A 24,032-nucleotide genomic window follows, 5' to 3' on the forward strand; every position below is an offset into this window, starting at 1 on the left:
CGATCCATTGTAGGAGTGAGCCTGCTCGCGATAGCGGCGTATCAGTCGACATCTATATTGACTGATACGCCGCTATCGCGAGCAGGCTCACTCCTACAGGGTTTACGGTAGCAGCAGGTATATCGCGCTGACGGTCAACAACCCCGCCATGCTCCGATTGAACCAGCGCATCCCCGCCGCATTGCTCAGATACCCACGCAAAAACGTCCCGGCATACGCCCAACAACCCACCGACAGATAACAGATCACCAGATACACCGCCGCAAACTGCCACACCAGCCGCGCCTCGCCATCGGCGACAAACGCGCCCATACCCGCGACGCAGGCCAGCCAGGCTTTCGGGTTAAGCCACTGCATCACCGCGCCATACAGCATCGATGGCGCTCGCCCTGATTCACGGGCATTCAATTGCCCGTCATCCACGGCCAGTTTCCACGCCATGAACAGCAGAAACGCCACACCGGCCAGTTGCACCACGCGGGTCATGAATGGCCAGAGCTTGAGCACCTCGTGCAGACCCAACCCCATCAGCACCAGCAGCAACACAAACCCCAACGTGGCCCCGGCAACATGCCGTTGACTGGCGCGAAAACCGAACTGCGCCCCGGAACTCAACGCCACAATGTTCACCGGCCCCGGCGTGATCGACGCCGCCAACGCAAACGCCGCCATGGAAACAATCAGACTCATCGCACACCTGCTTCAAATCGAGGAACAAGGTGCTCACGGTATCGAGCGCCCGATCCTGGGTATTGAAGAAAATGCCCCTGTGATCCTGATCGTTCCCACGCTCTGCGTGGGAATGTAGCCCGGGACGCTCCGCGTCCCTTCCAGAGCCGAACGCAGAGCGTCCGTTGAGGCATTCCCACGCAGAGCGTGGGAACGATCAAACAATCCCATTCGCGAGCAGGCTTGCTCCCACATGAAAATCGACGCTCAGTCCAAACGCGGCACGGTGAAGCGGAACTCGCTGCCCTGCCCCGGCTCGCTCTCGGCGAAGATCCGACCGCCGTGGGCTTCGACGATGCCTTGGGTGATGTACAAACCGAGACCAGTGCCGGTCGGGTTGCCCTCTTTCACCGTCCAGTAACGGTCGAACACGTGCGGCAGATGCTCCTTGGGAATGCCTTCGCCACTGTCGCGCACGGTGAAGACAATGTCATCGCCGACCGACGTCGCATGCACGCCCACCCTGCCCAGACGCGGAGTGAACTTGATCGCGTTGCCGACCAGATTCGACAGCACCTGAAACAGCCGCTCCGGGTCGGCGTGGATGCGCAGATCAGGATCGGCGGCAAAGGAAATGCTGATGTCCTTGTCCAGCGCCAGCGGCGCGAGCAGTGCCTGCGCCTCCTCGAACATCTGCCCGACGTCAAGTTTCTGCGGGATGATGGAGTAGCGCCCGGCATCGATTTTCGAGGTATCGAGCAAATCCTCCAGCAGCGTATTCATGCGGCCGGCAGCCTGTTGCATGGTGTCGATGGCCGTCGAGATGCGCCGCGAAGTGTGCGGGCCGTCCGAGCTGAAAGCCTTCTGCATCATGCCGCAGAGCATCGAAATCACGGTCATCGGGTTGCGCAGATCGTGGGATACCACGGCCACCAGCTCATCGCGGGCGCGCACCGCTTCCTGCTCACGACGCACTTGCCGCGCCAGATCATTTTCCAGTGCCGAACGCCGTAGATCGTTGGCGGCGAACAGATCACCGTGGCTCCACTTGGTGGAGATCCCGGCCATCTCGACTTTCCAGATTTCAAACGAGGTACGCGGGCGCAAACGCAGGCCGGCGTCGGAGTTTTCCAGGTCCAGCGGCTTGCGCGGATCGCCGCTCCAATTGATGTTTTCCTTGACCTCCGGACGGAACCAGAACACACCGTTGTCCACCGGTTTCGGCAAGCTCATGGCGAGCACACCGCTGGCCACCTGCTGATACTGCGCGGCCGGCGGGTAGACGCTGGCCAGGTGATGACTGGCAAACACCGCCTCGCCGCTGTCCTGCAACCACTTGTGCAAGGCGCGGATTTCTTCCGGCTCCGGGCAGTTGCCGTAACGGTGCAGCTGCTTGTCTTCGATGATTGCAATACCGCCGGCATTGGTCAGCGCCATCAGGGTCTGCGGCTGGTTGGCCAGTCCGTCGAAGACATTCTGCGGCGAGTCGATCATCGCCTGATTGAGCAGCGCCAAGGCCTCGACTTTCTCTTCACGCTGGCGGCTGATCTCCAGTGCTTCCATGGCGCTGATCTGTAGCGACAGCACCTGGCCGATGGTCTGACATGCGGCGCGCAACTCATGCGGCACGTGCAGTGGCTGACGATTGCCGCAACTGATCAGGCCCCAGAGCTTGTCACCCTTGAGCAGGGAAATGCTCATCGACGACAGCACGCCCATGTTCTTCATGTACTGGCAGTGGATCGGCGAAACGCTGCGCAGGGTGGCGAAACTCAGGTCCAGCGGCGTGTTCGTGTCCGGGCGCAGCTTTGGCAGCAGCGGCACCGGTTGGTAATCGGCATTGGGGATGATCCGCAGCCAATTGGTGCGATACAGCTCGCGCGCCTGCTCGGGAATGTCCGACGCCGGGAAAAACAGGCCGTTGAACACTTCCATCGACGGGTCCGAGGCTTCGGCGATGACCTGACCGTGGCCCTCCTCTTCGAAACGGTAGATCAACACCCGGTCGTAACCGGTCATGGCCTGGATTTCCTTGACGCTGATGTCGTACAGCGCCTGCAAGGTGGTGGCCGCTTGCAGACGCTGGAGCATGCGCCCCAGATGGGTCTGGTTGCCGGCGACGTTGCGCGGCTGGAAATTCTCGACGTGGATTTCCAGCTCCAGAATCAGCACGCCCTGATGGCGATGCAGCAGGCCCTCGAACGCGGTGCCATTGAGCCGGAAGCGCAGCGGCTGCAAGTCGGACAGCGACGGTTGCAGCAAGGCTTCGCGCACTTTTGCCGCTTCGGCATCGCCGATCAGGCTTGCCAGCGGCTGGCCGATCAAGCTTTGCGGCTCTCGGGCCAGCAACGTTTCGACATTGGCGCTGACCTGAATGATCGCCAGCTCAGACTCGCTCAGGGTCAGCAGCAAACCGTGGGGCTGGATCGCACCGGGGAAACGGATCGGCTCGTCGGCACAGTTGGCCAGCAGTTCTTCAAAGGCTTCTTTGTCTTGCGGGTTCATGCCAGTACCTCCCGGCTTTCGAGCCAGCGCTCGAAACAGCTGAATGTGGTTTGTGCTGCCGTGACGACAGCGGCGCGCTCGACGGGGCTCATCGGCCGACTGCCGAGGTATTCGATAAAGTCCCGCCAGCGCCGGCCCGTGGCGGCGCCGTAGATATCGAGAAAGGCCGCGCCGTTATCGGCTTCCAGGCCTAACCGGGTGGAGATTTCCCGGCGCAGAATCTGCCCGCCGAGCGTCGCGCCTTCGAGCACGTAGAGCACGCCCAGGCAGGCAGCGCTTGAATCGATGACCGGCAACTGCTCGCATTGCGGCAGGCTTTGCAGCGCTTCGGCAGATACGCCCATCGCGTGCAGATCAGTGCGCAAGGTTGGCGCTTTGAGTCGAGGCGTCAGTTCAAAATCGGCAGGCATTGCATCGCTGCGTAGCAAAGCGTTTTCCAGCGGCAGATAGAAGCCGTAATAAGCCTGCATCAGCCGCACAAAAGCCTGCGTATCGAGAAAATCGGAGAAAAAAGGAAGGCGTTTTTCCAGTGCGATGTGCAGTTCGGCAGTGCCGGCTCGCAGATCTTGCAGCACCGGTGGCACATAAACTTCACGGGCCTTTGCTTGCATGTAGATCGCTCTTGGTGGGGCCGCCTGGGGCCAAACGGGGTGGGTACAACGTCGGCGAGATTTTACACGGCTATCGCCGTATCTGACCGGATGGATAGTTTTTTCTGACGAAACCATCACCCTGTGACTGATACAGAGTGAAGGCATCTGCAAAAAGTTCGACCGCGTTGCCCAACAGCGCCGGGCGCTGTACCGCGGCAGCGCTGCGTGACTGTATGGGTCTGAGCGCGTGGGGGCTGTGATAAAAACATCGTTCTCGTTACTGGAGTGCCGCCATGGATCTCGCCACCCTCACCCTGTTTCTTCCGGCCTGTTTCGCCCTGAACATGGCCCCTGGGCCGAACAATCTGCTGTCGGTCAGCAACGCCACGCGTTATGGCTTTCGCCGCGCGTGCACGGCGGGCATCGGGCGGATTCTGGCGTTCGCCGGAATGATTGCGCTGGCCGGTGCGGGCCTGTCGGTGGTGCTGCAGACCTCGGTATGGCTGTTCCATGCGATCAAGATCATTGGCGCGGCGTATCTGTTGTATCTGGCCTGGCAGTTGTGGCGGGCCAATCCTGAGGCCGAGCAACAGGTAACGGGCGCGACCGTTGGTTTCTTTGCGTTGGCGCGGCAGGAGTTTCTGGTGGCGGCGGGCAATCCGAAGGCGATCCTGTTGTTTACCGCGTTTCTGCCGCAGTTCGTCGACCCGGCGCGCCCGGTGCCGGCGCAATTCGCGGTGCTGGGCGTGCTGTTTCTGTTGCTGGAGTGGATCGCCATCAGCGCCTACGCGTGGATGGGCCTGCACATGCGCCGCTGGTTCGCCGAGCCGCGCGGCAAACGGATCTTCAATCGTTGCTGCGCAGGCCTGCTGTCGGCGGCGGCATCGGTGCTGTTGACGGCGAAACGTGCTTAAGCCTCGGACGGGCCTTTGAGTTCGACCTGATTGCCATCCGGGTCGAAGCAATACAGCGACAGCCCTTTGCCCTCGGCGCCGAAGCGTGATTCGGCTTTTGCCACAGTCAGGCCGAAGGTTTGCAGGTGTGCAATCAGCGCTGCTTCATCGAACGGTTCGATGCGCAGGCAGAAATGATCAACGTTACGCCGCTCGGCCCCGGCCGCCCCGCCGCCCTTGCGGCCGAGTTCGCCTTGCAGGTCGACGAGGTCGATCATCGAAGTGCCGGCGCGCAGGTGGATCAGGCCCAGCGGCTCGTTGCGCTTGACCACTTCGGCGCCGAAGACCTGGTTGTAGAAGTCGATGCTGCGTTGCAGATCGGCGACGCGCAGGACGATGTGATCAATGTGTTGGATGGAAAACGGATGCATCGGGCACACCTCAACAAACGGTAGGAGCTGCCGATAGCGGCGATCTGTGGATTTTGGGACGCGGAGCGTCCCGGCTGCATTCCCACGCAGAGCGTGGTAACGATCAAGATCGCAGCCTGCGGCAGCTCCTACACGGTAGTTCAGGGGATTTGAAAATTCACTGTCGATTTTTCGGTGGAGCCATCGACAAACTGGTTTTACTCTCAGTCCATGAACATACAAACCGCTGTCCTGCCGCCCCACGCCGAGATGGTTCGCGCCATGCTCGAACGCGACACTGCCTATGAAGGCGTGTTCTTCACGGCGGTGAAAACCACCGGGATCTTCTGCCGCCCCAGTTGCACGGCGCGCAAGCCGAAACCGGAGAACGTCGAATTCTTCGCCCATGCCGACGAATGCCTGTCTGCCGGCTATCGCGCCTGCCTGCGTTGCAAGCCGCTGGACGCCGCGGCCATCGCGCCGGACTGGGTGCAGCGCCTGCTCAAAGCCGTAGAGGCCGATCCGGAGCTGCGCTGGAGCGATGCGCAGTTGCTCGCCGAAGGTATCGAGCCACTGAAGCTGCGGCGCTGGTTCAAGCAGCATTTCGGCATGACCTTCCATGCGTGGCTGCGTACGCGCCGCTTGGGCATGGCGCTGGGCGGGATCAAGCAAGGCACCTCGATTGATCACGCCGCGTTTGATTCGGGTTATGAATCGCTCAGCGGTTTTCGTGATGCCTTTCAGAAGTCCTTCCACATCACCCCCGGTCGCGTCGAACACAGCGAGCCGCTGCTGTTCACTCGGTTGACCACGCCGCTGGGGCCGATGATTGCCATGGCCGAACGCCGTGGGCTGGTGTTGCTGGAGTTTCTCGATCGCCCGGCGCTGACACGCGAAGTCGAGGAACTGCAGAACCGCTATGGCTACGCGGTCGCGCCGGGGCACAACGCGCATTTGCAGCAGATCGAGCAGCAACTGGCGCAGTATTTCGCCGGCCAACTAAATACCTTTACCGTGCCTCTGCATCTGCCCGGCAGCGAGTTTGCCCGGCAGGTCTGGTCGGCGTTGCTGCAAATCCCCTACGGCCACACCAGTACATACGGCGCCATCGCCGCCGGTTTGGGCAAACCCGGCGCCAGTCGCGCGGTCGGTCTGGCCAACGGGCACAATCGGTTATCGATTGTGGTGCCCTGCCATCGGGTGATCGGCGCGGATGGCTCGCTCACCGGCTATGGTGGTGGGCAGCCGCGCAAAGCGTTTCTGCTGCGGCTGGAAAACGCCGCCGTGCAGCTCACCCAACAACTGGCATTCTGACCAACCTCATCAACTGACAAGAAGGATTTTTGATGAACGCGCTCGCTACGCAGTTTCACCAGTTGCACCAGCAAGGCCTGTTGATGCTGACCAATGTCGCCGACGCCACCGGGGCGCGACTGGTCGAGCATCTGGGCGGTAAAGCCGTGGCCACCAGCAGCGCGGCGGTGGCCTGGGCCCACGGGTATCCGGACGGCAACACCCTGCCCCTCGAACGTCTGGTGTCGACGGTGGAATCCATCGCCCGGGTGATCAGCATTCCGTTGACCGTGGATGTCGAGGCCGGGTATTCCGATGACCTCGGGCGCGTGGCCGAAGTGCTCGATGCGGTGATCGCGACGGGTGCCGTCGGCATCAATATCGAGGATGGTTCGGCGGATCCTGAATTGCTCGCGCGCAAGATCGAAGTGGCGCGACAGGTTGCCAACAAACGCAATGTGCAGCTGTTCATCAATGCGCGCACCGACGTGTATCTGAAAAGCCTTGTGCCAGCCGAGGATCGCGTCGCCGAAACCCTGCATCGGGCGGCGCTGTATCAAGCGGCCGGCGCTGATGGTTTGTTCGCGGCGGGCGTCACGTCGGCCTATGAAATCGAGGCCATCTGCAAGGGCACTGCGCTGCCAGTCAATGTCCTTGGTTTCGCTTGCCTGCCTTCGCCTGAAGAACTGCAAGCGCTGGGCGTGCGCCGCTTGAGCGCGGGTTCCGGCATTGCCGAATTCCTCTATGGCGCGATGGGTGGGCTGGTGAAAAGCTTTCTGGCCAGCGGCAAGCTCGATACCCATGACCTCAAGGCGTTCAGCTACGGCGAAGTCAACGGTTTGCTGAAATAACATGGCCGACGCCTATCCAGCGGCCAGCGCGTTTCTGGCCGCGCTCGATGCAGATTGGCAGCGCCATATCGCAGCGGTCGGCCCGTGCCTGCATCAACCGCATCCGGCGCGTGATCCGTACGAATCGCTGGTGCGGGCGATTGCTTATCAGCAACTGCATGCCAAGGCTGGCGATGCGATTGTCGGGCGGTTGGTGGGGTTGTTTCCCGGGCAGTCGTTTCCGCGGCCCGAGCAGATTCTTGCGACGGATTTCGAGCGAATGCGCAGTTGCGGGTTTTCCGCTGGCAAGATTGCGACGATTCAGGGCATTGCCCAGGCAACGCTGGAGGGTGTGGTGCCGGATTACGCCACCGCGCTGGCGATGGATAACGAGGCGCTGATCGAACGTTTGGTCAGTTTGCGCGGGGTGGGTCGCTGGACGGTGGAGATGTTGCTGATCTACAGCCTGGAGCGCATGGATATTCTGCCGGCGGATGATTTTGGTGTTCGCGAGGGGTATCGGCGGTTGAAGGGGCTGGAGGTGCAGCCAACGCGCAGGCAGATGGTTGAGATCGGGTTGGCGTGGAGGCCGTATCGGACGGTGGCGGCGTGGTATTTGTGGCGGGTGCCTAAACCGCTGCCCTCACCCTAGCCCTCTCCCGGAGGGAGAGGGGACTGATTGGGGGAGATTGGAGATCTACACCGACTTGAAATAGCGTCTTTGAATCCATGATCGCCAAGACTTAGATCCATAATCGACTCGGTTTTTCAGGTCGATGTATAACGCAAGACACCTCGGTCGGCTCCCTCTCCCTCCGGGAGAGGGCTGGGGTGAGGGTCGGCTTTTCAAAGCCCGGATTTCAACCGGCTGAACGCCCGGATCAACGCCCGATTGAACGCCTTGCCATTGTCATTCTTGCTGTACAACGAAGCCCTGACCTGCGCGGACGGATACGTCCCCGGATCATTACGAATCGACGCGTCCACCAAACCATCCGCCGCTGTGATCGCATTGGCGTAATGAATGGTGTCGGTGATCGGCGCAATCACTTCCGGCGTCATCAGATAATCCATCAGCGCCAACCCGGCCTGGGGATGCGGTGCGTCCTTGGGCACGACCATGGCATCGAACCAGATCAACGTACCCTCTTTCGGAATCCGGTAACTCAACTTGAACGGCTTCTTCGCCGCTTCCGCCTGCCCCGCCGCGATGGCGACGTTGCCGTTCCACGACATCGCCACACAGGTGTTGCCGTTGGCCAGATCGCTGATATTCAGGTCGTTATCGAAGTAACGAATATACGGCCGGATCTTCGCCAGTTGCTGCTCGGCGAGTTTCAAGTCATCGAGGTTCTGCCGGTTGATGTCCAGCCCCATGTACTTCATGACAGCGGCGAATACCTCGTTGGGATCGTTGAGCAGACTCACCCCGCAATCGGCGAATTTCGCCACCACCGCCGGATCGAACAACATCGCCCAACTGTCCGTCGGTGCATCGGGCGCACGGTGCTTGATTGCCTCTTCCTGATAGCCGACGCCAGTGGTGCCCCAAGCGTAAATCCCGGCGTAACGATTGCCCGGATCGAACACCGCCATGTGCTGACGAAACTCCTCGCCAACCCCGACAAAATGCGGCACCCGGGCCTTGTCCAGCGGCTGGATCGCGCCGCTCTCGATGGCGCGCGACAGGTGCTGGCCAGCGGTTAACACCAGGTCGTAACCGCTGCGCCCGGTAAGCAGTTTGGTCTCTACGGTTTCCAGCGAATCAAAGTGATCGGCGACCACATGAATACCAGTCTTTGCCTCAAAATTCTTCAGCGTATCCGGCGCCAGGTACTCACCCCAGATGTACAGATTAACCACCGGTTTGGCGGAGTCAGCAGCCTGCACACACAGGGGTGCAAGCACCAGCAATAACGCTTGAGTCAGTTTGTGCAGGCCCATGATTACACTCCTTTGCCGGCGTATTGCGGCATGGTGATGCACGCGACGTTGCCGCCACCGAGGAGGATTTCCCGGGAGTTTTCGATGCCGACGATTTTGTGCTGCGGGAACAGTTCGGCCAGCGTCGCCAGCGCCACTTGATCGTTGCGATCACCAAACAGCGGCACCACGATCGAACTGTTGCCGGCGTAATAGTTGATGTACGACGCGCAGATTTTCGTGCCGGCCTGACGGGTGTGGGTGCTGTCCTGCTGATCGAGGCCGTCGGCTTCTTCGGCGGTCCACTCGAGCACATCCGGTTGCGGCAGTTTGTGCACGATCAGCTCGCGCCCTCGGCTGTCGCGGGTGCTGCGCAGGATGTCGTAGGCCTCCTGGTAGATTTCCCATTGCGGATCGTCGCGGTTGTCGGTCCATTGCAGCACCACTTCACCGGGACGCACGAAACAGGCGAGGTCGTCGACATGGCCGTCGGTTTCGTCGAACTTGCAGCCGCGTGGCAGCCAGATGACTTGCTCGGCGCCGAGGTAATCGGTCAGGCGTCGGGTGACTTCGTCCTTGCCCAGATGCTGGTTGCGATTGCGGTTGAGCAGGCATTGTTCGGTGGTGAGGATGCTGCCCTGACCGTCGCTCTGGATGCCGCCCAACTCGGCAATCAGCGGCGCGCGGTAGCGGTCGAAGCGCTCGATTTCGAGGATCTTGCTGGCGATCTGGTCGTCCTTGTCCCACGGGTAATACAGGCCGCCGTCAAGACCGCCATAGGCGTTGAATTCGAAGTCGACGCCACGCACTTCACCGCTCTGATCGTTGACCACAAAGCATGGGCCGCTGTCGCGGAACCAGGTGTCGTTGCAGGTCATCTCGATCACGCGCACTTGTGGCGGCAACTGCCGACGCGCCGTGGCGAACTGCGCGGCTGAGGCGCACACGGTGACTGGTTCGCTATGGGAGATGGCGGTGACGATCTGCACCCAGACTTTCTGCGCCGGTTTCGCGCCGTTGCGCCACACGTCGGTGCGCTCCGGCCAGCCGAGCCAGCAGCCAGACTTGGCTTCAAATTCGCCGGGCAGACGGAAGCCGTCGTGTTTGGGGGTGGAGTCGAGCAAACGTGCCATGGTCAAACCTCGTCTTCGCGATGGGATTGGAATGACCACAGGCTAAGGGCGCGCGCACTGCGCCCGCCAACGATGATTATTACGGAATAGTTGAATTCAACTCATCAATCGACCAGTTGATCGTTGAACCATTCGAGCATCTGCGCCACCGCCGGGCGCTCCAGCCGCAGCCGTTCGCAGACCAGTGCGTATTGGCCGAGGGCGGTCATACTGGAGGCGAAGGGCCGCACCAGCCGGCCACTTTGCAGATCTTCTTGCGCGGTGAGGTTGTCGCCCATGGCCACGCCCTGCCCTTGCGCCGCCGCTTCCAGCGCCAGACCGGCGTGGGCGAAATACAGCTGACGCTGCGGGCGTAAATCGCCAGCGTGGCTGGTCAGCCACGCGGTCCAGGTCTTGCCGTCCTGATCGTCGTGCAGCAGGCAGTGGCGAACCAGATCCTTGGGTGTTTTCAAGGTGCCCTGGTTGAACAGACCGGGGCTGCACACCGGGAAGAACTGCAGGGCTGGCAGAGGCCGCACGAAGTAGGCACTGCTGTCGACCGGGCCGGTGCCGTAGGTGATCGCCAGGTCGATGTCTTCGCCCGGTGCACTGGCGTCGATCGGTTGTTCGTAGAGGTGCAAGGTGATGTGCGGATAGCGCGCATAGAAATCGCTGAGGCGACTCATCAGCCACTTCTGCGCCAGCTCCGCAGTGACGGCCAGTCTGAGCACCGCCAGCGAGGATGGGTCGCGCAATTCATCGCAGGCATCGCCGATCAGTTCGAAGGCCTGTTGCAGGCTCTGCATCAAGCGCCCGGCGGCGATGGTCGGGCGGATTTGCCGACCTTCGCGGATGAACAGCGGCACGCCAAGTTGCTCTTCGAGCTGGCGGATCTGATGGCTGACGGCGCTGTCGGTGACGCACAGTTCGGCGGCTGCACGGCCGAAATGCGCGTGGCGGGCGGCGCATTCGAAGGTGCGCAGGGCGGCCAGTGAGGGAAGTCGTCGCATGGGGGGCTGGTCCGTTTTTTTGGCCATGCTGACTGGGCTGTGGGTCTGCGTCCAGCCCTGTTGCCCTCACCCCAGCCCTCTCCCGGAGGGAGAGGGAGCCGATCGGGGGATATTGAGGATGTACGCCGACCTCAACGTGCTTGGGTGAATCCATAATCGACTCGGATTTTCAGGTCGATGGATGACGCAAGACACCTCGGTCAGTCGAGGGGCCTCTGACTGTATCGCACTGTATACCCCGAAGCCGCAGACACACCAAAAGCACAATCCCCCACCCCGCCGACACATCCCCGATACACCCCGACGCTGAAATACCCCGGTCGATTTCACTCAACTCACCGGAGCTGCAGCATGACCACCACCCTTTCAAGCGCCGTCAAAGGCCTGCACCTGAACCTCGACCGCGCCGGTACCTGGCTCGCGCCTCTGACCCTGCGTCTGTTCATCGCCTGGGAATTTTTCGAATCCGGGCTGGAGAAATTCAACGGGCAGAACTGGTTCGAAGACATTCAGGACAAATTCCCCTTCCCCTTCGATCACCTGCCGGCAACGTTGAACTGGGAACTGTCGATGTGGGCCGAACTGATCTGCGCGCTGGCAATTCTTGTGGGCTTCGGGACACGGATCTCAGCGATTTCGCTGATGGTGGTAACGGTCGTCGCCACCGCTGCCGTGCACTGGCCGGCCGACTGGTCGTCACTGAGCGAGCTGGCGCAGGGTTATGCAATCACCAACAAAGGCTTCGGCAACTTCAAGCTGCCGGCGATTTACCTGGCGGCGCTAGTGCCGCTGGTGTTCGCCGGGGCTGGCAAATTGAGTGTCGATGCGTGGCTGGCGCGGGTGTTCTGGAACAGAACCACCCGCTGAGACTCAATGCGCCCGGTCAAGCCCGACGAGCAAGGCGCTGTCACGGCTGTAGATATCCGGCGCGTAACGCACGTTTCCGCTGCTGTCGACCTGCGCTGTCCAGTAGGTCATCAGGATCGGCACCGGCGCCGACAGGCGAAATTCGTGGGTGGTGCCGGTGGCCAGCAGGGTTTCAGTGCGGGCCTTTTCCGCCGGGGTGAGCAGCAGATCACGCAGTTGCATCGGATGCTCGACCCGCACGCAGCCGGAGCTGAAGGCACGCGGGCCCTTTTCAAACAGCGCCTTGCTTGGCGTGTCGTGCAGGTACACCGAGAACGGATTGGGGAAGCGGATGACCATTTGCCCCAACGGATTACGTGGCCCGGCGTCCTGACGCAGCATGATGTTACCGGGGTTGTCCCAGTCGATATCCGCTGCCGCCAACGGCTGCCCGTTGGCGTCGAGCACTTGCAGGTTCTGGCGGCTGAGGAAGGTCTGGTCCTTGCGGATTTCCGGCAGCTTGTCTTCCTTCCAGATGGTCGGCGGTACGGTCCAGGTCGGGTTCAGGGTCAGGCGCGTCACCCGCGATTTCAGTAGCGGCGTCTGGCGCTCCGCGCGACCGACCTGGGTGCGGGTCTGCCACACCGGCACGCCGCCCTGATACAGCGTCAACTCAGCGGCGGCGACATTGACCAGCAAGCCATCGGGCTCTATGTCCTGGGCCATCCAGCGGAAACGCTCAAGGTTCACGCGCAATTGTTCACGGCGGGTCAGCGGACTGATGTTGAGTTCGGCAATCGTGCCCGGCCCGACCACACCGTCGGCCTGTAACGAATGATTGGCCTGAAAACTCTTCACGGCGTCGACCAGCACGCCGTCATACGCATTGCCGGACGTACCAATGATCTGAGTCAGATAGCCTTCGCTGTACAGACGCTGAGCCAGTTCCGGCACGCGTTTGTCTTCCATGTCCGGGCGCAGCAGCGGCCCGCTGCCGACCGACTGCCATTGCGGCAAGGCTTTGAGCCGTTGCGCCGCGTAGAGCTGACGCAGGTCCTGATATTGCGCCAGGCGCGGACGGGCCAGATCAAACGCGGCGGGAATGTCGTGCATGCCCGGTACGGCGATCGCCAACAATTCCGCCTGACGGTCACGCGGGCTGGCGTCGGCATGCCACAGCGGTTCGAAGTGTGATTGCAGCAGGCTTCCGAAGTGCAGATCCTGCAGGGCCTGGAGGTAGTTGCGGCTGATGTCGATGTCGGCACACAACTCGCCATCCTGAGGCGCCGTGGTTGCGACCGGATAGCGTTTTGGATTGAGACCATCATCGGCCAACAGCTGCAATTGCGCGCGCAACACCGGCAATCGTGCCGATTCACTGGCCCACACCGGCATCCAGTCCTGCTGCTGGTAGAACGCCTGCAATTGCGTCAGCGCCGGGCCGTTGAGATGCGCGGCAATCGCCGGGCACGACTGCGGCAGACTGATCATTACAGCCTGCAAGGGACTTTGCGGCTCGACCGGCATCTCGGCCGGTGGCGTTGGCAATGTCTCCAGCGGCGGCAACGGCTCATCGGCACAAGCGACAAACGGCGCAGCGAGCAAACAAATGCTCAAGTAGCATGCGTACTTTTTGAACAACTGCTTTACTCCAATCCATGGCCGTCCAGATGATGGCCAACCTTACATCAGGTGCGCTTGAGAGTCAGGCTCGATCAACGGGCTTGCGGGTATTGACTGGGAGTCAGGAGCCAAAGTGCCAAATATGTAGCAAGTGAGGACACTTTATAAAATGTTGACGTTTTTGCGCCGACTTCTGCTGACTGCCACCGCTATCGTCGTGACCAGTCCAGTTTTTGCCGCCGGCAAACCATCGCCGGTTCTCTTCACCAGCCTCGCGCACGCCGCGCCAGAACTCAATCCCCAAGCGCTGAAAGGTGCTTTGAACGCCATGCAATGCGCGGTCAACAACGGTGCGAAGCCGTCCCGCCATCTGGCGATCATCGACTATTCGCAACCGTCCACCGAACGCCGCCTGTGGATCTTCGACCTGAGCAAAAAGAAATTGGTGCTGCGCGATCTGGTCGCCCACGGCTCCAACTCCGGGGAAAACTTCGCCACGCAGTTTTCCAATGTCGAAGGCAGTTACCAGTCCAGCCTCGGCCTGTTCCGCACCCAGGAAAGTTACAGCGGCACCCACGGTTATTCGCTGCGCATGGACGGTCTGGAGCCGGGTTTCAATGACATGGCCCGCGATCGTGCGATCGTCATTCACGCCGCCAGTTATGTGAATCCGTTGTGGAGCAAGAAACAAGGACGTATCGGCCGCAGCCAGGGTTGCCCGGCGGTACGACCGCAGATCGCCAAGCAGGTGATCGACCGCCTGAAGAATGGCCAGTTCATGTTTTCGTGGTACCCGGATCAGCGCTGGCTGAAATCGTCGCCGTACCTCAACTGCCAGCCGCAGCAGGTGGCGAGCATTCTCAATACCCACGCGAGCTGACCGACCACCCCAAATCCCCTGTAGGAGTGAGCCTGCTCGCGATAGCGGTGTGTCAACCAACACAGATGGTGCCTGACACACCGCTATCGCGAGCAGGCTCACTCCTACATTTGATCCTTGTCAGCCCCATGTTTCATTACAACTTTGTCATTCAGCTGTCGGTTTGCCGTGCGGATCGCTCGGTAGCCTGAAGTTGTCCCGGCGCCAATGCCGATCAACTTCGACCACTGAGTGACTGACCATGAAAACCCTCCTGCTCGCCTTCACCGCCCTCCTCGCCACTGGCAGCGTGTTCGCCGCGAACATGCCCGACACCGCCGTGATTCATGACAAATCCGGCTTCTACGTCAATCTGGATGTCGACAAAGTCCTGTCCAGCACCGATATTTCACAAGCGTGCGGCGTGGTCCCGGCGCAATTGAATTACCTCGACCATCAGGGCCGCGAACATGTGCTGGACTATCAGGTACAAGGCAGCGGCTGCATCAATGACCATTGAGACTGATCGATGAATATTCTGGTTGTCGAAGACGAACCCAAGGCCGGCAATTACCTGCTCAACGGTTTGCAGGAACTGGGTTACAGCGTCAGCCTCGCCCGCGACGGTGCCGACGGGCTGCACCTGGCGCTGGAACACAGTTTCGATGTGATCGTGCTCGATGTGATGATGCCGAAAATGGATGGCTGGGAAGTCCTGCGCCGGTTGCGCAAGGAGGCCGACACGCCGGTACTGTTCCTCACCGCCCGCGACGATATCGCTGACCGCGTCAAAGGCCTGGAACTGGGCGCCGACGATTACCTGATCAAGCCGTTTTCCTTCGCCGAACTGGTGGCGCGCCTGCGCACCCTGACCCGGCGCGGGCCGATCCATGAAGACGAACAGCTGCAGGTTGCTGATCTGCAGATCGACGTGCTCAAACGCCGCGTGAGCCGCGCCGGGGTGCGCATCACCCTGACCAACAAGGAGTTTGCGTTGTTGCAATTGTTCGCCACGCATACCGGGCAAGTGTTGGCGCGTTCGCTGATCGCCTCACGGGTGTGGGACATGAATTTCGACAGCGACACTAACGTCGTCGATGTCGCCGTGCGCCGCTTGCGGGCGAAGATCGATGACCCGTTCCAGCTCAAGCTGATCCACAGCGTGCGTGGCATCGGCTATCGCTTCGATACGCAGCCATGAGCCCCCATCGCCCGTATTCACTGACCCTGCGCCTGGCGCTGGCCTTCGCCCTGCTCGCGTTCGCCTCACTGGCCGGCCTCGGCGCGGCGCTGTATGGCGAACTGGAAGAACAGCTGACCCGCCGCGACGACATCTCACTGGTTAGCCGCGTCGATCAACTGCGCACGTTCCTCAACGACAGCAACACCCTGGAGCTGATCAAGAACAAACCGGCACTGTTCCAGAACATGCTTGGCAACCGCGAAGCGCTGCTGACCATCGGTGCGCCGGGGCAACCGCCGCTGCTGGTGGTCAACCCGGGCAATCTGAGCACGCCGACGTTGCCGGCGGTGCCCATCGACCAGGCGATGACGCTGGAAGACGTGCAGCACCTGCCGAGTGTCGACGGTGTGCCGTTTTCGGCGGTGGCGGCGAGTATCGATTCCGGTGAGCTGGGCAATCTGCAAGTCACCACCGGGCGCCTGATGAGCGAGCGCACGGCGATGCTTGCCAACTACCGTTTGAGTGTTTATGGCCTCGCCTCGCTGGCAGCGCTGGTGCTGGCGGTGGTCGGCTGCCTGCTGGTGTATCGCGGGTTGCTGCCGTTACGGCGACTGGCGAAACACGCTCATGGCATCGGCGTCGGCAACCTTGGCGAACGCCTTGCCAGCAGCGGTGCGCCGCGAGAATTGCAGCCTATGATCGAAGCCTTTAATGCCATGCTTGATCGACTCGCCAAGGGCTTTGCGCAGTTGAGTCAGGTGTCCACCGACATGGCCCACGAGTTGCGCACGCCGATCAACAATCTGCTCGGCGAAACCCAGGTCGCGCTGCAGCAGAATCGCAGCAGCGAGGCGTATCAACAGTTGCTCGCCTCCAACGTCGAAGAGCTCGAACGGCTGACGCGAATGCTCGACAACATGCTGTTTCTGGCCCGCACCGATCCGGCCAGCGCCTTGAGCCAGCGCCAGGAGCTGGATGCCGCGGATGAGATGCAGCGCATTGCCGATTACTTTGAAGGCCTGGCGGCTGATGTCGGGGTGAGTATCGAGGCCAGTGGTAGCGGTGTGATCTGGGCGGAACCGATGCTGTTGCGCCGCGCGTTGGCCAACCTGTGTGCCAATGCGATCAAGTACGGTGCGGCGAATTCGACGGTGCAGGTGGAGGCGATTGCCGAGCCGGATGGCAGTTATGTGCGGGTGCGTAACCACGGCACAACCATTGCCCCTGAACACTTGGCGCGGCTGTTCGAACGTTTCTACCGTGTCGATCAGTCCCGTGAGCGCTCGGCGCAATCCAACGGTCTGGGCCTGTCGATCGTGGCAACCATCATGCAGTTGCATCAGGGCCGCTACAGCGCCAGCAGTGCCGATGGCATCACCTGCTTCGAACTGTTCTTCCCCGCCCGGCAATCTCGGGACTGAACATCAACACCATTCCCACACTTGATCTCGGTTCGGCCGAAGATCTACTGACCAACCCGCTCCCCTGTGGGAGCGAGCCTGCTCGCGAAAGCAGAGTGTCAGTCACCGGAGATATTGGCTGTACCGCCCCCTTCGCAAGCAGGCTCGCTCCCACACTTGATCTCGGTTCGGCCGAAGATCTACTGATCAACCCGCCCCCCTGTGGGAGCGAGCCTGCTCGCGAAAGCGGTGTGCCAGTCACCGGAGATGTTGGCTGTGCCGACCTCTTCGCGAGCAGGCTCGCACACACTTGATCTCGGTTCGGCCGAAGATCTACTGATCAACCCGATCCACTGTGGGAGCGAGCTTGCTCGCGAAAGCGGTGTATCAGTCACCGGGGATGTTAGCTGTGCCGGCCTCTTCGCGAGCAGGCTCGCTCCCACACTTGATCTCGGTTCGGCCGAAGATCTACTGATCAACCCGATCCACTGTGGGAGCGAGCTTGCTCGCGAAAGCGGTGTGTCAGTCACCGGGGATGTTGGCTGTGCCGGCCTCTTCGCGAGCAGGCTCGCTCCCACATTTGATCGCGGTTCGGCCGGAGACCTACTGATCAACCCGCCCCCCTGTGGGAGCGAGCTTGCTCGCGAAAGCGGTGTGTCAGTCACCGGAGATGTTGGTTGTGCGGACCTCTTCGCGAGCAGGCTCGCTCCCACCGTTGAACTGCGCTCGGCTGATGATCAACGCCATGAGCATCAACGCCACCGCGACGCCAAAAGTGATGTGCAATCCGCTGGCAATCGCCGTTGCAGGCGCCTGTGTCGGATCCCCCGCCGCCAGCGCAAACACCGCGCCCATAACCGCCGCGCCGGTAATCAACCCAAGGTTGCGCGCCAGCCCGAGCATCGCCGAAACCACGCCACGCTGATCCTGACTGACCCCGGCCATCAATCCGGTGTTGTTGGCCGCCTGGAACAACGCGTAACCGACAGCTATCACCATGATCGGCAGTACGTACGCGGGCAGTCCCATACTCATGGGCAGGAGTGCCAGCAAGCTGCAACCGCCGGCCATCCCGAGCAACGCGCCCGGCACGATCCGTCGTGCGCCGAAGCGATCCACCAAACGTCCCGCCGGTACCCCACTCATTGCGGACAACAACGGTCCGATCGATAACGCTACTCCGACCATTGTGCTGCTGAGGCCCAACCCCCGGTGCAGGTAAAACGGCCCGACCACCAGCGTGGTCATCATCACCGTTGTCACCAGCAACGTCAGCGTCAGGCTGCTGCTCAGTCGCGCGTCGCTGAACAGCGACAAACGAATCAGCGGCGACTTGGCCTTCATCTCGACCACGATGAACAATCCTGCGCCGCACAGGCTGGCCAACAGCAACGGCACGGTGAAACCTTCAAGGGTCATTGCCAGCGCATAGGCCGCCAGCGTCAACACCAGCACCACGCTGCCAGAATAATCGAACGCGACTCGCGGTCCGGCGGCCCGATCCGCTGGCAAAAATCGGTACACCAGCCAAATATTGAGCAAGCCCAACGGCACGTTGAGCAGAAAAATCGCCTGCCAGCCGACATGCGTCATCAACAACCCGCCCAGCGACGGCCCAAGACTGGTGCCCGTCGCCGACATCGTTGCCAGCAAACCCATCGCGCTGCCCGCCCGCGATTTGGGCACTGCTTCTGACACCAGCGCCACCGTCAAGGCGAACATGATCGCCGCGCCAACACCTTGCACCGCCCGTGCGCCAATCAGCCAACCGAGTCCCGGAGCCAATGCGCAAGCCAACGAAGCGCTGGTGAAAATGCCGATCCCGATCAACAGCAATCGACGCCGACCGAAGCCATCGCCCAGACGCCCGACACTGACAATCAAAGTGGTGATTGCCAGCAGGTAAGCGAGCACGATCCATTGCACTTGCTGAAACGTCGCCTCGAATGCGGTCGCGAGGATCGGCAACCCGGCGTTGGCAATGCTGGTGTCCAGTGACGGCATCAACATCGACAAGGCCAGGCTGGTCAGCGCCCAGCGGGCGGGAGTGCTCAGGGGGTCTCGGGACATGGGAGGCTCGCAGCGCAAAAGTGATCTGCCATAGCCTGAGCCTCGACAAGACACGGCGCAAGACGCATGCTTTGCACTCGATACCTGCACGGAACGCCATGTCATGAGCACTCCGGATCTGAACCTGCTGATCACCCTCGATGTGTTACTGCGTGAAGGCAGCGTCGCCCGCGCCGCGAAATGCCTGCGGTTGAGCCCGTCAGCCATGAGCCGCGCCCTCGCCCGTCTGCGCGAAACCACGGGCGATCCGTTATTGGTGCGAGCGGGTCGTGGCCTGGTGCCAACGCCGCGCGCATTGGAATTGCGCGAACGGGTCAGTCATCTGGTGCAGGACGCCGAGGCGGTTTTACGGCCTGCCGAAGTACTCGATCCCGGCCGCTTGCAACGCACCTTTACCTTGCGCAACACCGACGGCTTTGTCGAAACCTTCGCCGCCGCCCTGCTCGCCCGTATCGCCGAAGAAGCACCCGGCGTGCGCCTGCGCTTTGTGCAGAAAGCCGACAAGGACAGCACGCCACTGCGCGAAGGCCGCGTCGATCTGGAAACCGGCGTGGTCGATGACAGCACCGACCCGACGCTGCACAGCCGCATCCTGTTTCAGGATCAATGGATCGGCGTGGTGCGTGAGGGGCATCCCTTAAGCACGGGAAAAATCACTGGCAAGCGCTTTGCCGGCGGCGAGCACATTCTCATTTCACGACGCGGGCGCAGCAGTGGCCCGGTCGACGAAGCGTTACTCGCGCTAGGGCTGACACGAGACATCGTCACCTCATTCGGTGGATTCTCGGCGGCGCTGACGCTGGTGCGTGAATCAGACCTGATTGCCACGGTCCCGCAACGTCATACCAGCAAACTGCGCACGGGCCTGCACAGTTTCGCCCTGCCCTTCGCGATGCCGGCCATCAGCGTGTCGATGCTCTGGCATCCGCGCATGGATGCCGACCCGGCGCATCGCTGGTTGCGCGAGTGTGTGCGGCAGGTCTGCGCTTAACGCGCGTCGCCACCGGCAGGTTTGTAGAAGAGGAATTTTTTCGTTTCGGCGGTCTTGCGGTACTCCTTGGCCCAGCTCGGATGCACGTTGCGGTCGTGGAAATACAGCGCGCCGTTGGTGCGATCCTTGAGCTGGCGGTTCAGCGCTTTGCGGGCGATATCCTTGGCCAGCGTGTATTCGGCATCTTCCTTGACCTGATCCGGACGCCCGTCGCACCACCAGGAAAACTGGCAGCTCTTGGTTTCCGAACCTTGTTTGACGACAGCGCACACCGTGTCGGGAAAGCCTTCGTGGCCGAGGCGATTCATCACCACACTGGCCACGGCTTCCATTTCCGGCGTGTCCTTTCCCTTGGCTTCCCAATAGATACTGCGCGCCAGACAGGTGATCGGATCGTCCAGCGGCGCCGCGCCGGCCGGGTCGACCGCCTGCACTTCGGTCGGGGTGATGGCCTCGGCTTTCGGTGCTGGTGCGGCGCTGATTTTGTCCGCTGCTTTCTCTTCCAGCACTTGGGCTTTCTCTTCAGCCTTCGCTTTGATCGGGGCCTGATCGGTGGCCCACACGGAGCCTGCCAACAGGGTCAATACAAGACAACCAGCCCAGCCTTTCAATCCCATGTCTGTTCTTCCGGCAGCGCCCGAGTCGGGCAAGGTGTTACGTCGGGGAGACACCCGGTTTCCGGGGCCTTCGGTGAGTGTAGACGGCAAATACAGAGGCAAAGTTGCGCAGAAAATCCACTGAATGAAGAAAAAAGACATTGCACTCACCGGGGGCCTTTCGCGCATCATGGGCGCATTCAGCTCAAGGGAGATTTCCATGCGCTTCATGCCATTCGTTTTGCGTTGTGCCGCGTTGTCCGTGGGCGTTGTGTTTGCCATTCCGGCGCTGGCCGGCGATGAGTCGCAGTTGATCGAGTCGATCAACAGCTACCGCAGCCAACCGCAGCGTTGCGGGTCGCAGGCGTCGAATGAACTGCCGCCGCTGTCGGCTGATCCACGGCTGAGATTACGCGCCACCGGTGCTGTCGATCTTCAGCAAGCCATGGCCAGCGCCAGTTATCCGATGGTCAATGTGCAGGCGATCACGCTCAACGGCCCACGTGATGCGGCGTCGGCGATGCAGGCGATCAAAGAAAGTTTCTGTCAGGTGGTGCTCGATCCGCAGTTTGTCGATGTTGGTGTCAGCCGCGACGACCGTGACTGGCGCATCGTGCTGGCGCGGCCGCTGCTGTCGGCCAAGCTGGGGGATGCGCAAAGTGAGGGGCAGAAATTGCTGAGTGAACTCAACGTCGCCCGCAGTCAGGCACGACAGTGTGGGGGTCAGGCTTTTGCCGCTGCCGCACCGCTGGCCTGGAACACGACACTGGGCACGATCGCCCAGGATCACAGCCGCGACATGGCCAACAACAATTACTTCGACCACAAGGACCGCGACGGTCGCACCCCCGGCGATCGCGCGGAACTCGCCGGTTACAGCGGCCAACAGGTCGGCGAAAACATCGCCGCCGGGCAAGACACCGTGCACAAAGTCGTCGAAGGCTGGCTCGCCAGCCCCGGCCACTGCGCCAACCTGATGAACCCGCAATACCAGGAACTCGGCGCAGCCTACGCGACCGATCCTAAAAGCAGTGCCGGCATTTACTGGACCGCCATGTTCGGCGCCCAGTAAGCCCAATCGCAAAAACACCACAATACCTGTGGGAGCGAGCCTGCTCGCGAAGAGGCCTTTACAGTCAACATTAACGTTGTCTGAGCTAACGCCTTCGCGAGCAGGCTCGCTCCCACAGGGGATCGGGTTGATCATTAGATCTTCGGCCGAACCGAGATCAGATGTGGGAGCGAGCTTGCTCGCGAAGAGGCCATTACACTCAACACCGATGTTGTCTGACCTGACGCCTTCGCGAGCAGGCTCGCTCCCACAGGGGATAGGGTTGATCATTAGATCTTCGGCTGAACCGGGATCAAATGTGGGAGCGAGCCTGCTCGCGAAGAGGCCATTACACTCAACACCGATGTTGTCTGACCTGACGCCTTCGCGAGCAGGCTCGCTCCCACGGGGGATCGGGTTGATCATTCGATCTTCGGCCGAACCGAGATCAGATGTGGGAGCGAGCCTGCTCGCGAAGAGGCCATTACACTCAACACCGATGTTGTCTGACCTGACGCCTTCGCGAGCAGGCTCGCTCCCACAGGGGATAGGGTTGATCATTAGATCTTCGGCTGAACCGGGATCAAATGTGGGAGCGAGCCTGCTCGCGAAGAGGCCATTACACTCAACACCGATGTTGTCTGACCTGACGCCTTCGCGAGCAGGCTCGCTCCCACAGGGGATAGGGTTGATCATTAGATCTTCGGCTGAACCGGGATCAAATGTGGGAGCGAGCCTGCTCGCGAAGAGGCCATTACACTCAACACCGATGTTGTCTGACCTGACGCCTTCGCGAGCAGGCTCGCTCCCACAGGGTTCGGCGATGTTTACATATTCTCCAGCTACCACAAATCCTTGTAGGAGTGAGCCTGCTCGCGATGAGGCCGGCACAGTCAATATCTCCATTGACTGATCCACCGCAATCGCGAGCAGGCGAAGGCCTACAGGGGGTAGTCAGTGACCTCAAGATCGGCGGCAATAAAAAACCGGAGCCTGGCTCCGGTTTTTCTTGGGGTCAGTGGGTTCTCATGCCCGCTGCGTACATCGCCAGTTTCAGCACGCTGGCGACAACCGCCAGCGACACCACGCTGCCCAGCCAGATCAACAACAGCCAGCCCAGACGCTTGTACCAGCGGCTGGATTTCACTTCTCGCGAATCAATGGTAGCCATCGCCAATCCTCACTTTGCCGCGGAACACGTAGTAGCTCCAGAAGGTGTACATCAGGATCACCGGCAGGATGAACAGTGCGCCAATCAGCGCAAACAACTGGCTCGACGGCGGTGACGCGGCGGCCCAGATGCTCACCGACGGCGGGATGATGTTCGGCCAGATGCTCAGCGCCAGGCCGATGTAACCGAGCAGCATCAGCACCAGCGTGAACACGAACGGCCAGTGCGTATGCCGCTGACGCAACGTGCGCAAAAGCCCGAACAGCGCCAGCAACGCCAATACCACCAACCCGGCGAACACCTGCAGATGCCCGTGCGTCGACCAACGTGTCGCCAGTTCTGGATGCAGTTGCAGCGTCCACACGCCAATCACCAGCACCATCGCCATCAACAGCAAGGCCAGCGGCCGGGTGAACAGGCGCATCCGCGATTCCAGCATGCCCTCGGTCTTGACCAGCAGCCAGGTGCTGCCGAGCAAGGCATACGCGATCACCAGGCCCACGCCACACACCAGCGGAAACGGCGCCAACCAGTCCAGACCGCCACCGGCAAACTGCCGATCGACCACCGGAATCCCGGACACATACGCGCCGATCACCACGCCTTGGGCGAACGTCGCCAGCAGCGAACCACCGATAAACGCCTTATCCCACCAATGACGTTTTTGCGGCGACGACTTGAAGCGAAACTCGAACGCCACGCCGCGGAAAATCAAACCGCAAAGCATGAGGATCAGCGGCAGATACAACGCCTCGAGAATCACTCCGTACGCCAGCGGAAACGCGCCATACAACGCCGCGCCACCGAGCACCAACCACGTCTCGTTACCGTCCCAGACCGGCGCGACAGTGTTCATCATCACATCGCGTTCTTGCTCGTCCGGGATCAGCGGAAACAGAATCCCCAGGCCCAGATCGAAGCCGTCCATGATCACGTACATCATCACCCCGAAGGCGATGATCACTCCCCAGATCAACGAGAGATCGATACCCTGAATAGCCATA

General features: G+C 61.2%; 23 protein-coding genes. 11 read left to right on the forward strand and 12 right to left on the reverse strand.

What is annotated here, in order from left to right; all coding sequences use genetic code 11:
- Window positions 1-102: 102 nt before the first annotated feature.
- From PspS49_RS17615 to PspS49_RS17625, 3 genes are all read right to left on the reverse strand, one after another.
- Window positions 103-690: a LysE family translocator gene (locus PspS49_RS17615; RefSeq protein ID WP_160040769.1), complete on the reverse strand. Its 588-nt coding sequence runs from the start codon at window positions 688-690 to the stop codon at window positions 103-105.
- A 246-nt stretch (window positions 691-936) separates the two neighbouring features.
- Window positions 937-3,174, reverse strand: coding sequence for an ATP-binding protein (locus tag PspS49_RS17620; RefSeq protein ID WP_160040771.1), 2,238 nt, complete (start codon window positions 3,172-3,174; stop codon window positions 937-939).
- Entirely contained in the window at window positions 3,171-3,785 is a 615-nt protein-coding gene (locus PspS49_RS17625) for a biliverdin-producing heme oxygenase (protein ID WP_160040773.1), read from the reverse strand. The genes PspS49_RS17620 and PspS49_RS17625 overlap by 4 nt, the downstream gene beginning before the upstream one ends.
- Before the next feature lie 275 nt (window positions 3,786-4,060).
- On the opposite strand from PspS49_RS17625, the gene PspS49_RS17630 reads away from it, so the two are divergent.
- Window positions 4,061-4,681, forward strand: a complete 621-nt coding sequence (locus tag PspS49_RS17630; RefSeq protein WP_150750881.1) for a LysE family translocator — start codon at window positions 4,061-4,063, stop codon at window positions 4,679-4,681.
- On the opposite strand, the gene PspS49_RS17635 is transcribed toward PspS49_RS17630, so the two are convergent.
- Complete coding sequence (locus PspS49_RS17635) at window positions 4,678-5,091, reverse strand: VOC family protein (protein WP_038366096.1); 414 nt, start codon at window positions 5,089-5,091, stop codon at window positions 4,678-4,680. The genes PspS49_RS17630 and PspS49_RS17635 overlap by 4 nt on opposite strands.
- 210 nt (window positions 5,092-5,301) lie before the next feature.
- On the opposite strand from PspS49_RS17635, the gene PspS49_RS17640 reads away from it, so the two are divergent.
- From PspS49_RS17640 to PspS49_RS17650, 3 genes are read left to right on the forward strand one after another with little or no spacing between them, the layout of a single operon-like run.
- Window positions 5,302-6,384, forward strand: a complete 1,083-nt coding sequence (locus PspS49_RS17640; protein ID WP_160040775.1) for a trifunctional transcriptional activator/DNA repair protein Ada/methylated-DNA--[protein]-cysteine S-methyltransferase — start codon at window positions 5,302-5,304, stop codon at window positions 6,382-6,384.
- Between the two features lie 32 nt (window positions 6,385-6,416).
- Window positions 6,417-7,214 (forward strand): isocitrate lyase/phosphoenolpyruvate mutase family protein, encoded by a 798-nt coding sequence (locus tag PspS49_RS17645; protein ID WP_160040777.1) that lies wholly within the window; start codon window positions 6,417-6,419, stop codon window positions 7,212-7,214.
- A 1-nt stretch (window position 7,215) separates the two neighbouring features.
- A complete protein-coding gene (locus tag PspS49_RS17650) occupies window positions 7,216-7,845 on the forward strand; it encodes a DNA-3-methyladenine glycosylase (protein ID WP_127928622.1) in 630 nt (209 codons plus the stop codon).
- A gap of 194 nt (window positions 7,846-8,039) precedes the next feature.
- On the opposite strand, the gene PspS49_RS17655 is transcribed toward PspS49_RS17650, so the two are convergent.
- The 3 genes from PspS49_RS17655 to PspS49_RS17665 form a co-directional block, all read right to left on the reverse strand.
- Window positions 8,040-9,137, reverse strand: a complete 1,098-nt coding sequence (locus tag PspS49_RS17655; protein WP_160040779.1) for an extracellular solute-binding protein — start codon at window positions 9,135-9,137, stop codon at window positions 8,040-8,042.
- Window positions 9,138-9,139: 2 nt separating this feature from the next.
- Window positions 9,140-10,249, reverse strand: a complete 1,110-nt coding sequence (gene aguA, locus PspS49_RS17660; RefSeq protein ID WP_150750878.1) for an agmatine deiminase — start codon at window positions 10,247-10,249, stop codon at window positions 9,140-9,142.
- Between the two features lie 104 nt (window positions 10,250-10,353).
- On the reverse strand, window positions 10,354-11,238 hold the full coding sequence (locus PspS49_RS17665; RefSeq protein ID WP_160040781.1) for a LysR substrate-binding domain-containing protein: 885 nt from the start codon (window positions 11,236-11,238) through the stop codon (window positions 10,354-10,356).
- Between the two features lie 351 nt (window positions 11,239-11,589).
- Between PspS49_RS17665 and PspS49_RS17670 the strand changes: the two genes are divergently transcribed.
- A complete protein-coding gene (locus PspS49_RS17670; RefSeq protein WP_160040783.1) occupies window positions 11,590-12,105 on the forward strand; it encodes a DoxX family protein in 516 nt (171 codons plus the stop codon).
- Window positions 12,106-12,108: 3 nt separating this feature from the next.
- Here the strand turns inward: PspS49_RS17670 and PspS49_RS17675 are convergent, their stop codons facing one another.
- On the reverse strand, window positions 12,109-13,725 hold the full coding sequence (locus PspS49_RS17675) for a L,D-transpeptidase family protein (protein ID WP_160040785.1): 1,617 nt from the start codon (window positions 13,723-13,725) through the stop codon (window positions 12,109-12,111).
- 151 nt (window positions 13,726-13,876) lie between these two features.
- On the opposite strand from PspS49_RS17675, the gene PspS49_RS17680 reads away from it, so the two are divergent.
- The 4 genes from PspS49_RS17680 (at window position 13,877) to PspS49_RS17695 (ending at window position 17,170) form a co-directional block, all read left to right on the forward strand.
- A complete protein-coding gene (locus tag PspS49_RS17680; RefSeq protein WP_007918401.1) occupies window positions 13,877-14,587 on the forward strand; it encodes a murein L,D-transpeptidase catalytic domain family protein in 711 nt (236 codons plus the stop codon).
- 241 nt (window positions 14,588-14,828) lie between these two features.
- Window positions 14,829-15,086 (forward strand): DUF2790 domain-containing protein, encoded by a 258-nt coding sequence (locus PspS49_RS17685; protein ID WP_122607625.1) that lies wholly within the window; start codon window positions 14,829-14,831, stop codon window positions 15,084-15,086.
- Between the two features lie 9 nt (window positions 15,087-15,095).
- On the forward strand, window positions 15,096-15,767 hold the full coding sequence (locus tag PspS49_RS17690; protein WP_007918415.1) for a heavy metal response regulator transcription factor: 672 nt from the start codon (window positions 15,096-15,098) through the stop codon (window positions 15,765-15,767).
- Entirely contained in the window at window positions 15,764-17,170 is a 1,407-nt protein-coding gene (locus tag PspS49_RS17695) for a heavy metal sensor histidine kinase (protein WP_160040787.1), read from the forward strand. Before PspS49_RS17690 ends, PspS49_RS17695 begins: the two co-directional genes overlap by 4 nt.
- 636 nt (window positions 17,171-17,806) lie before the next feature.
- On the opposite strand, the gene PspS49_RS17700 is transcribed toward PspS49_RS17695, so the two are convergent.
- Window positions 17,807-19,219 (reverse strand): MFS transporter, encoded by a 1,413-nt coding sequence (locus PspS49_RS17700; RefSeq protein ID WP_160040789.1) that lies wholly within the window; start codon window positions 19,217-19,219, stop codon window positions 17,807-17,809.
- A 103-nt stretch (window positions 19,220-19,322) separates the two neighbouring features.
- Between PspS49_RS17700 and PspS49_RS17705 the strand changes: the two genes are divergently transcribed.
- Window positions 19,323-20,210, forward strand: coding sequence for a LysR family transcriptional regulator (locus PspS49_RS17705; RefSeq protein WP_150750870.1), 888 nt, complete (start codon window positions 19,323-19,325; stop codon window positions 20,208-20,210).
- On the opposite strand, the gene PspS49_RS17710 is transcribed toward PspS49_RS17705, so the two are convergent.
- Complete coding sequence (locus tag PspS49_RS17710; RefSeq protein WP_160040791.1) at window positions 20,207-20,827, reverse strand: cell wall hydrolase; 621 nt, start codon at window positions 20,825-20,827, stop codon at window positions 20,207-20,209. The two genes, PspS49_RS17705 and PspS49_RS17710, sit on opposite strands and share 4 nt — an antisense overlap.
- Window positions 20,828-21,026: 199 nt before the next feature.
- On the opposite strand from PspS49_RS17710, the gene PspS49_RS17715 reads away from it, so the two are divergent.
- Window positions 21,027-21,878, forward strand: a complete 852-nt coding sequence (locus PspS49_RS17715) for a CAP domain-containing protein (protein ID WP_150750868.1) — start codon at window positions 21,027-21,029, stop codon at window positions 21,876-21,878.
- A 994-nt stretch (window positions 21,879-22,872) separates the two neighbouring features.
- Here PspS49_RS17715 and PspS49_RS17720 read toward each other — a convergent pair.
- Window positions 22,873-23,028: a DUF2474 family protein gene (locus PspS49_RS17720; RefSeq protein WP_095118385.1), complete on the reverse strand. Its 156-nt coding sequence runs from the start codon at window positions 23,026-23,028 to the stop codon at window positions 22,873-22,875.
- Window positions 23,015-24,031, reverse strand: a complete 1,017-nt coding sequence (cydB, locus tag PspS49_RS17725) for a cytochrome d ubiquinol oxidase subunit II (protein WP_150750866.1) — start codon at window positions 24,029-24,031, stop codon at window positions 23,015-23,017. The genes PspS49_RS17720 and cydB overlap by 14 nt, the downstream gene beginning before the upstream one ends.
- Window position 24,032 lies beyond the last annotated feature (1 nt).

Origin of the sequence: Pseudomonas sp. S49, from assembly GCF_009866785.1 — a bacterium.
GTDB lineage: Bacteria > Pseudomonadota > Gammaproteobacteria > Pseudomonadales > Pseudomonadaceae > Aquipseudomonas.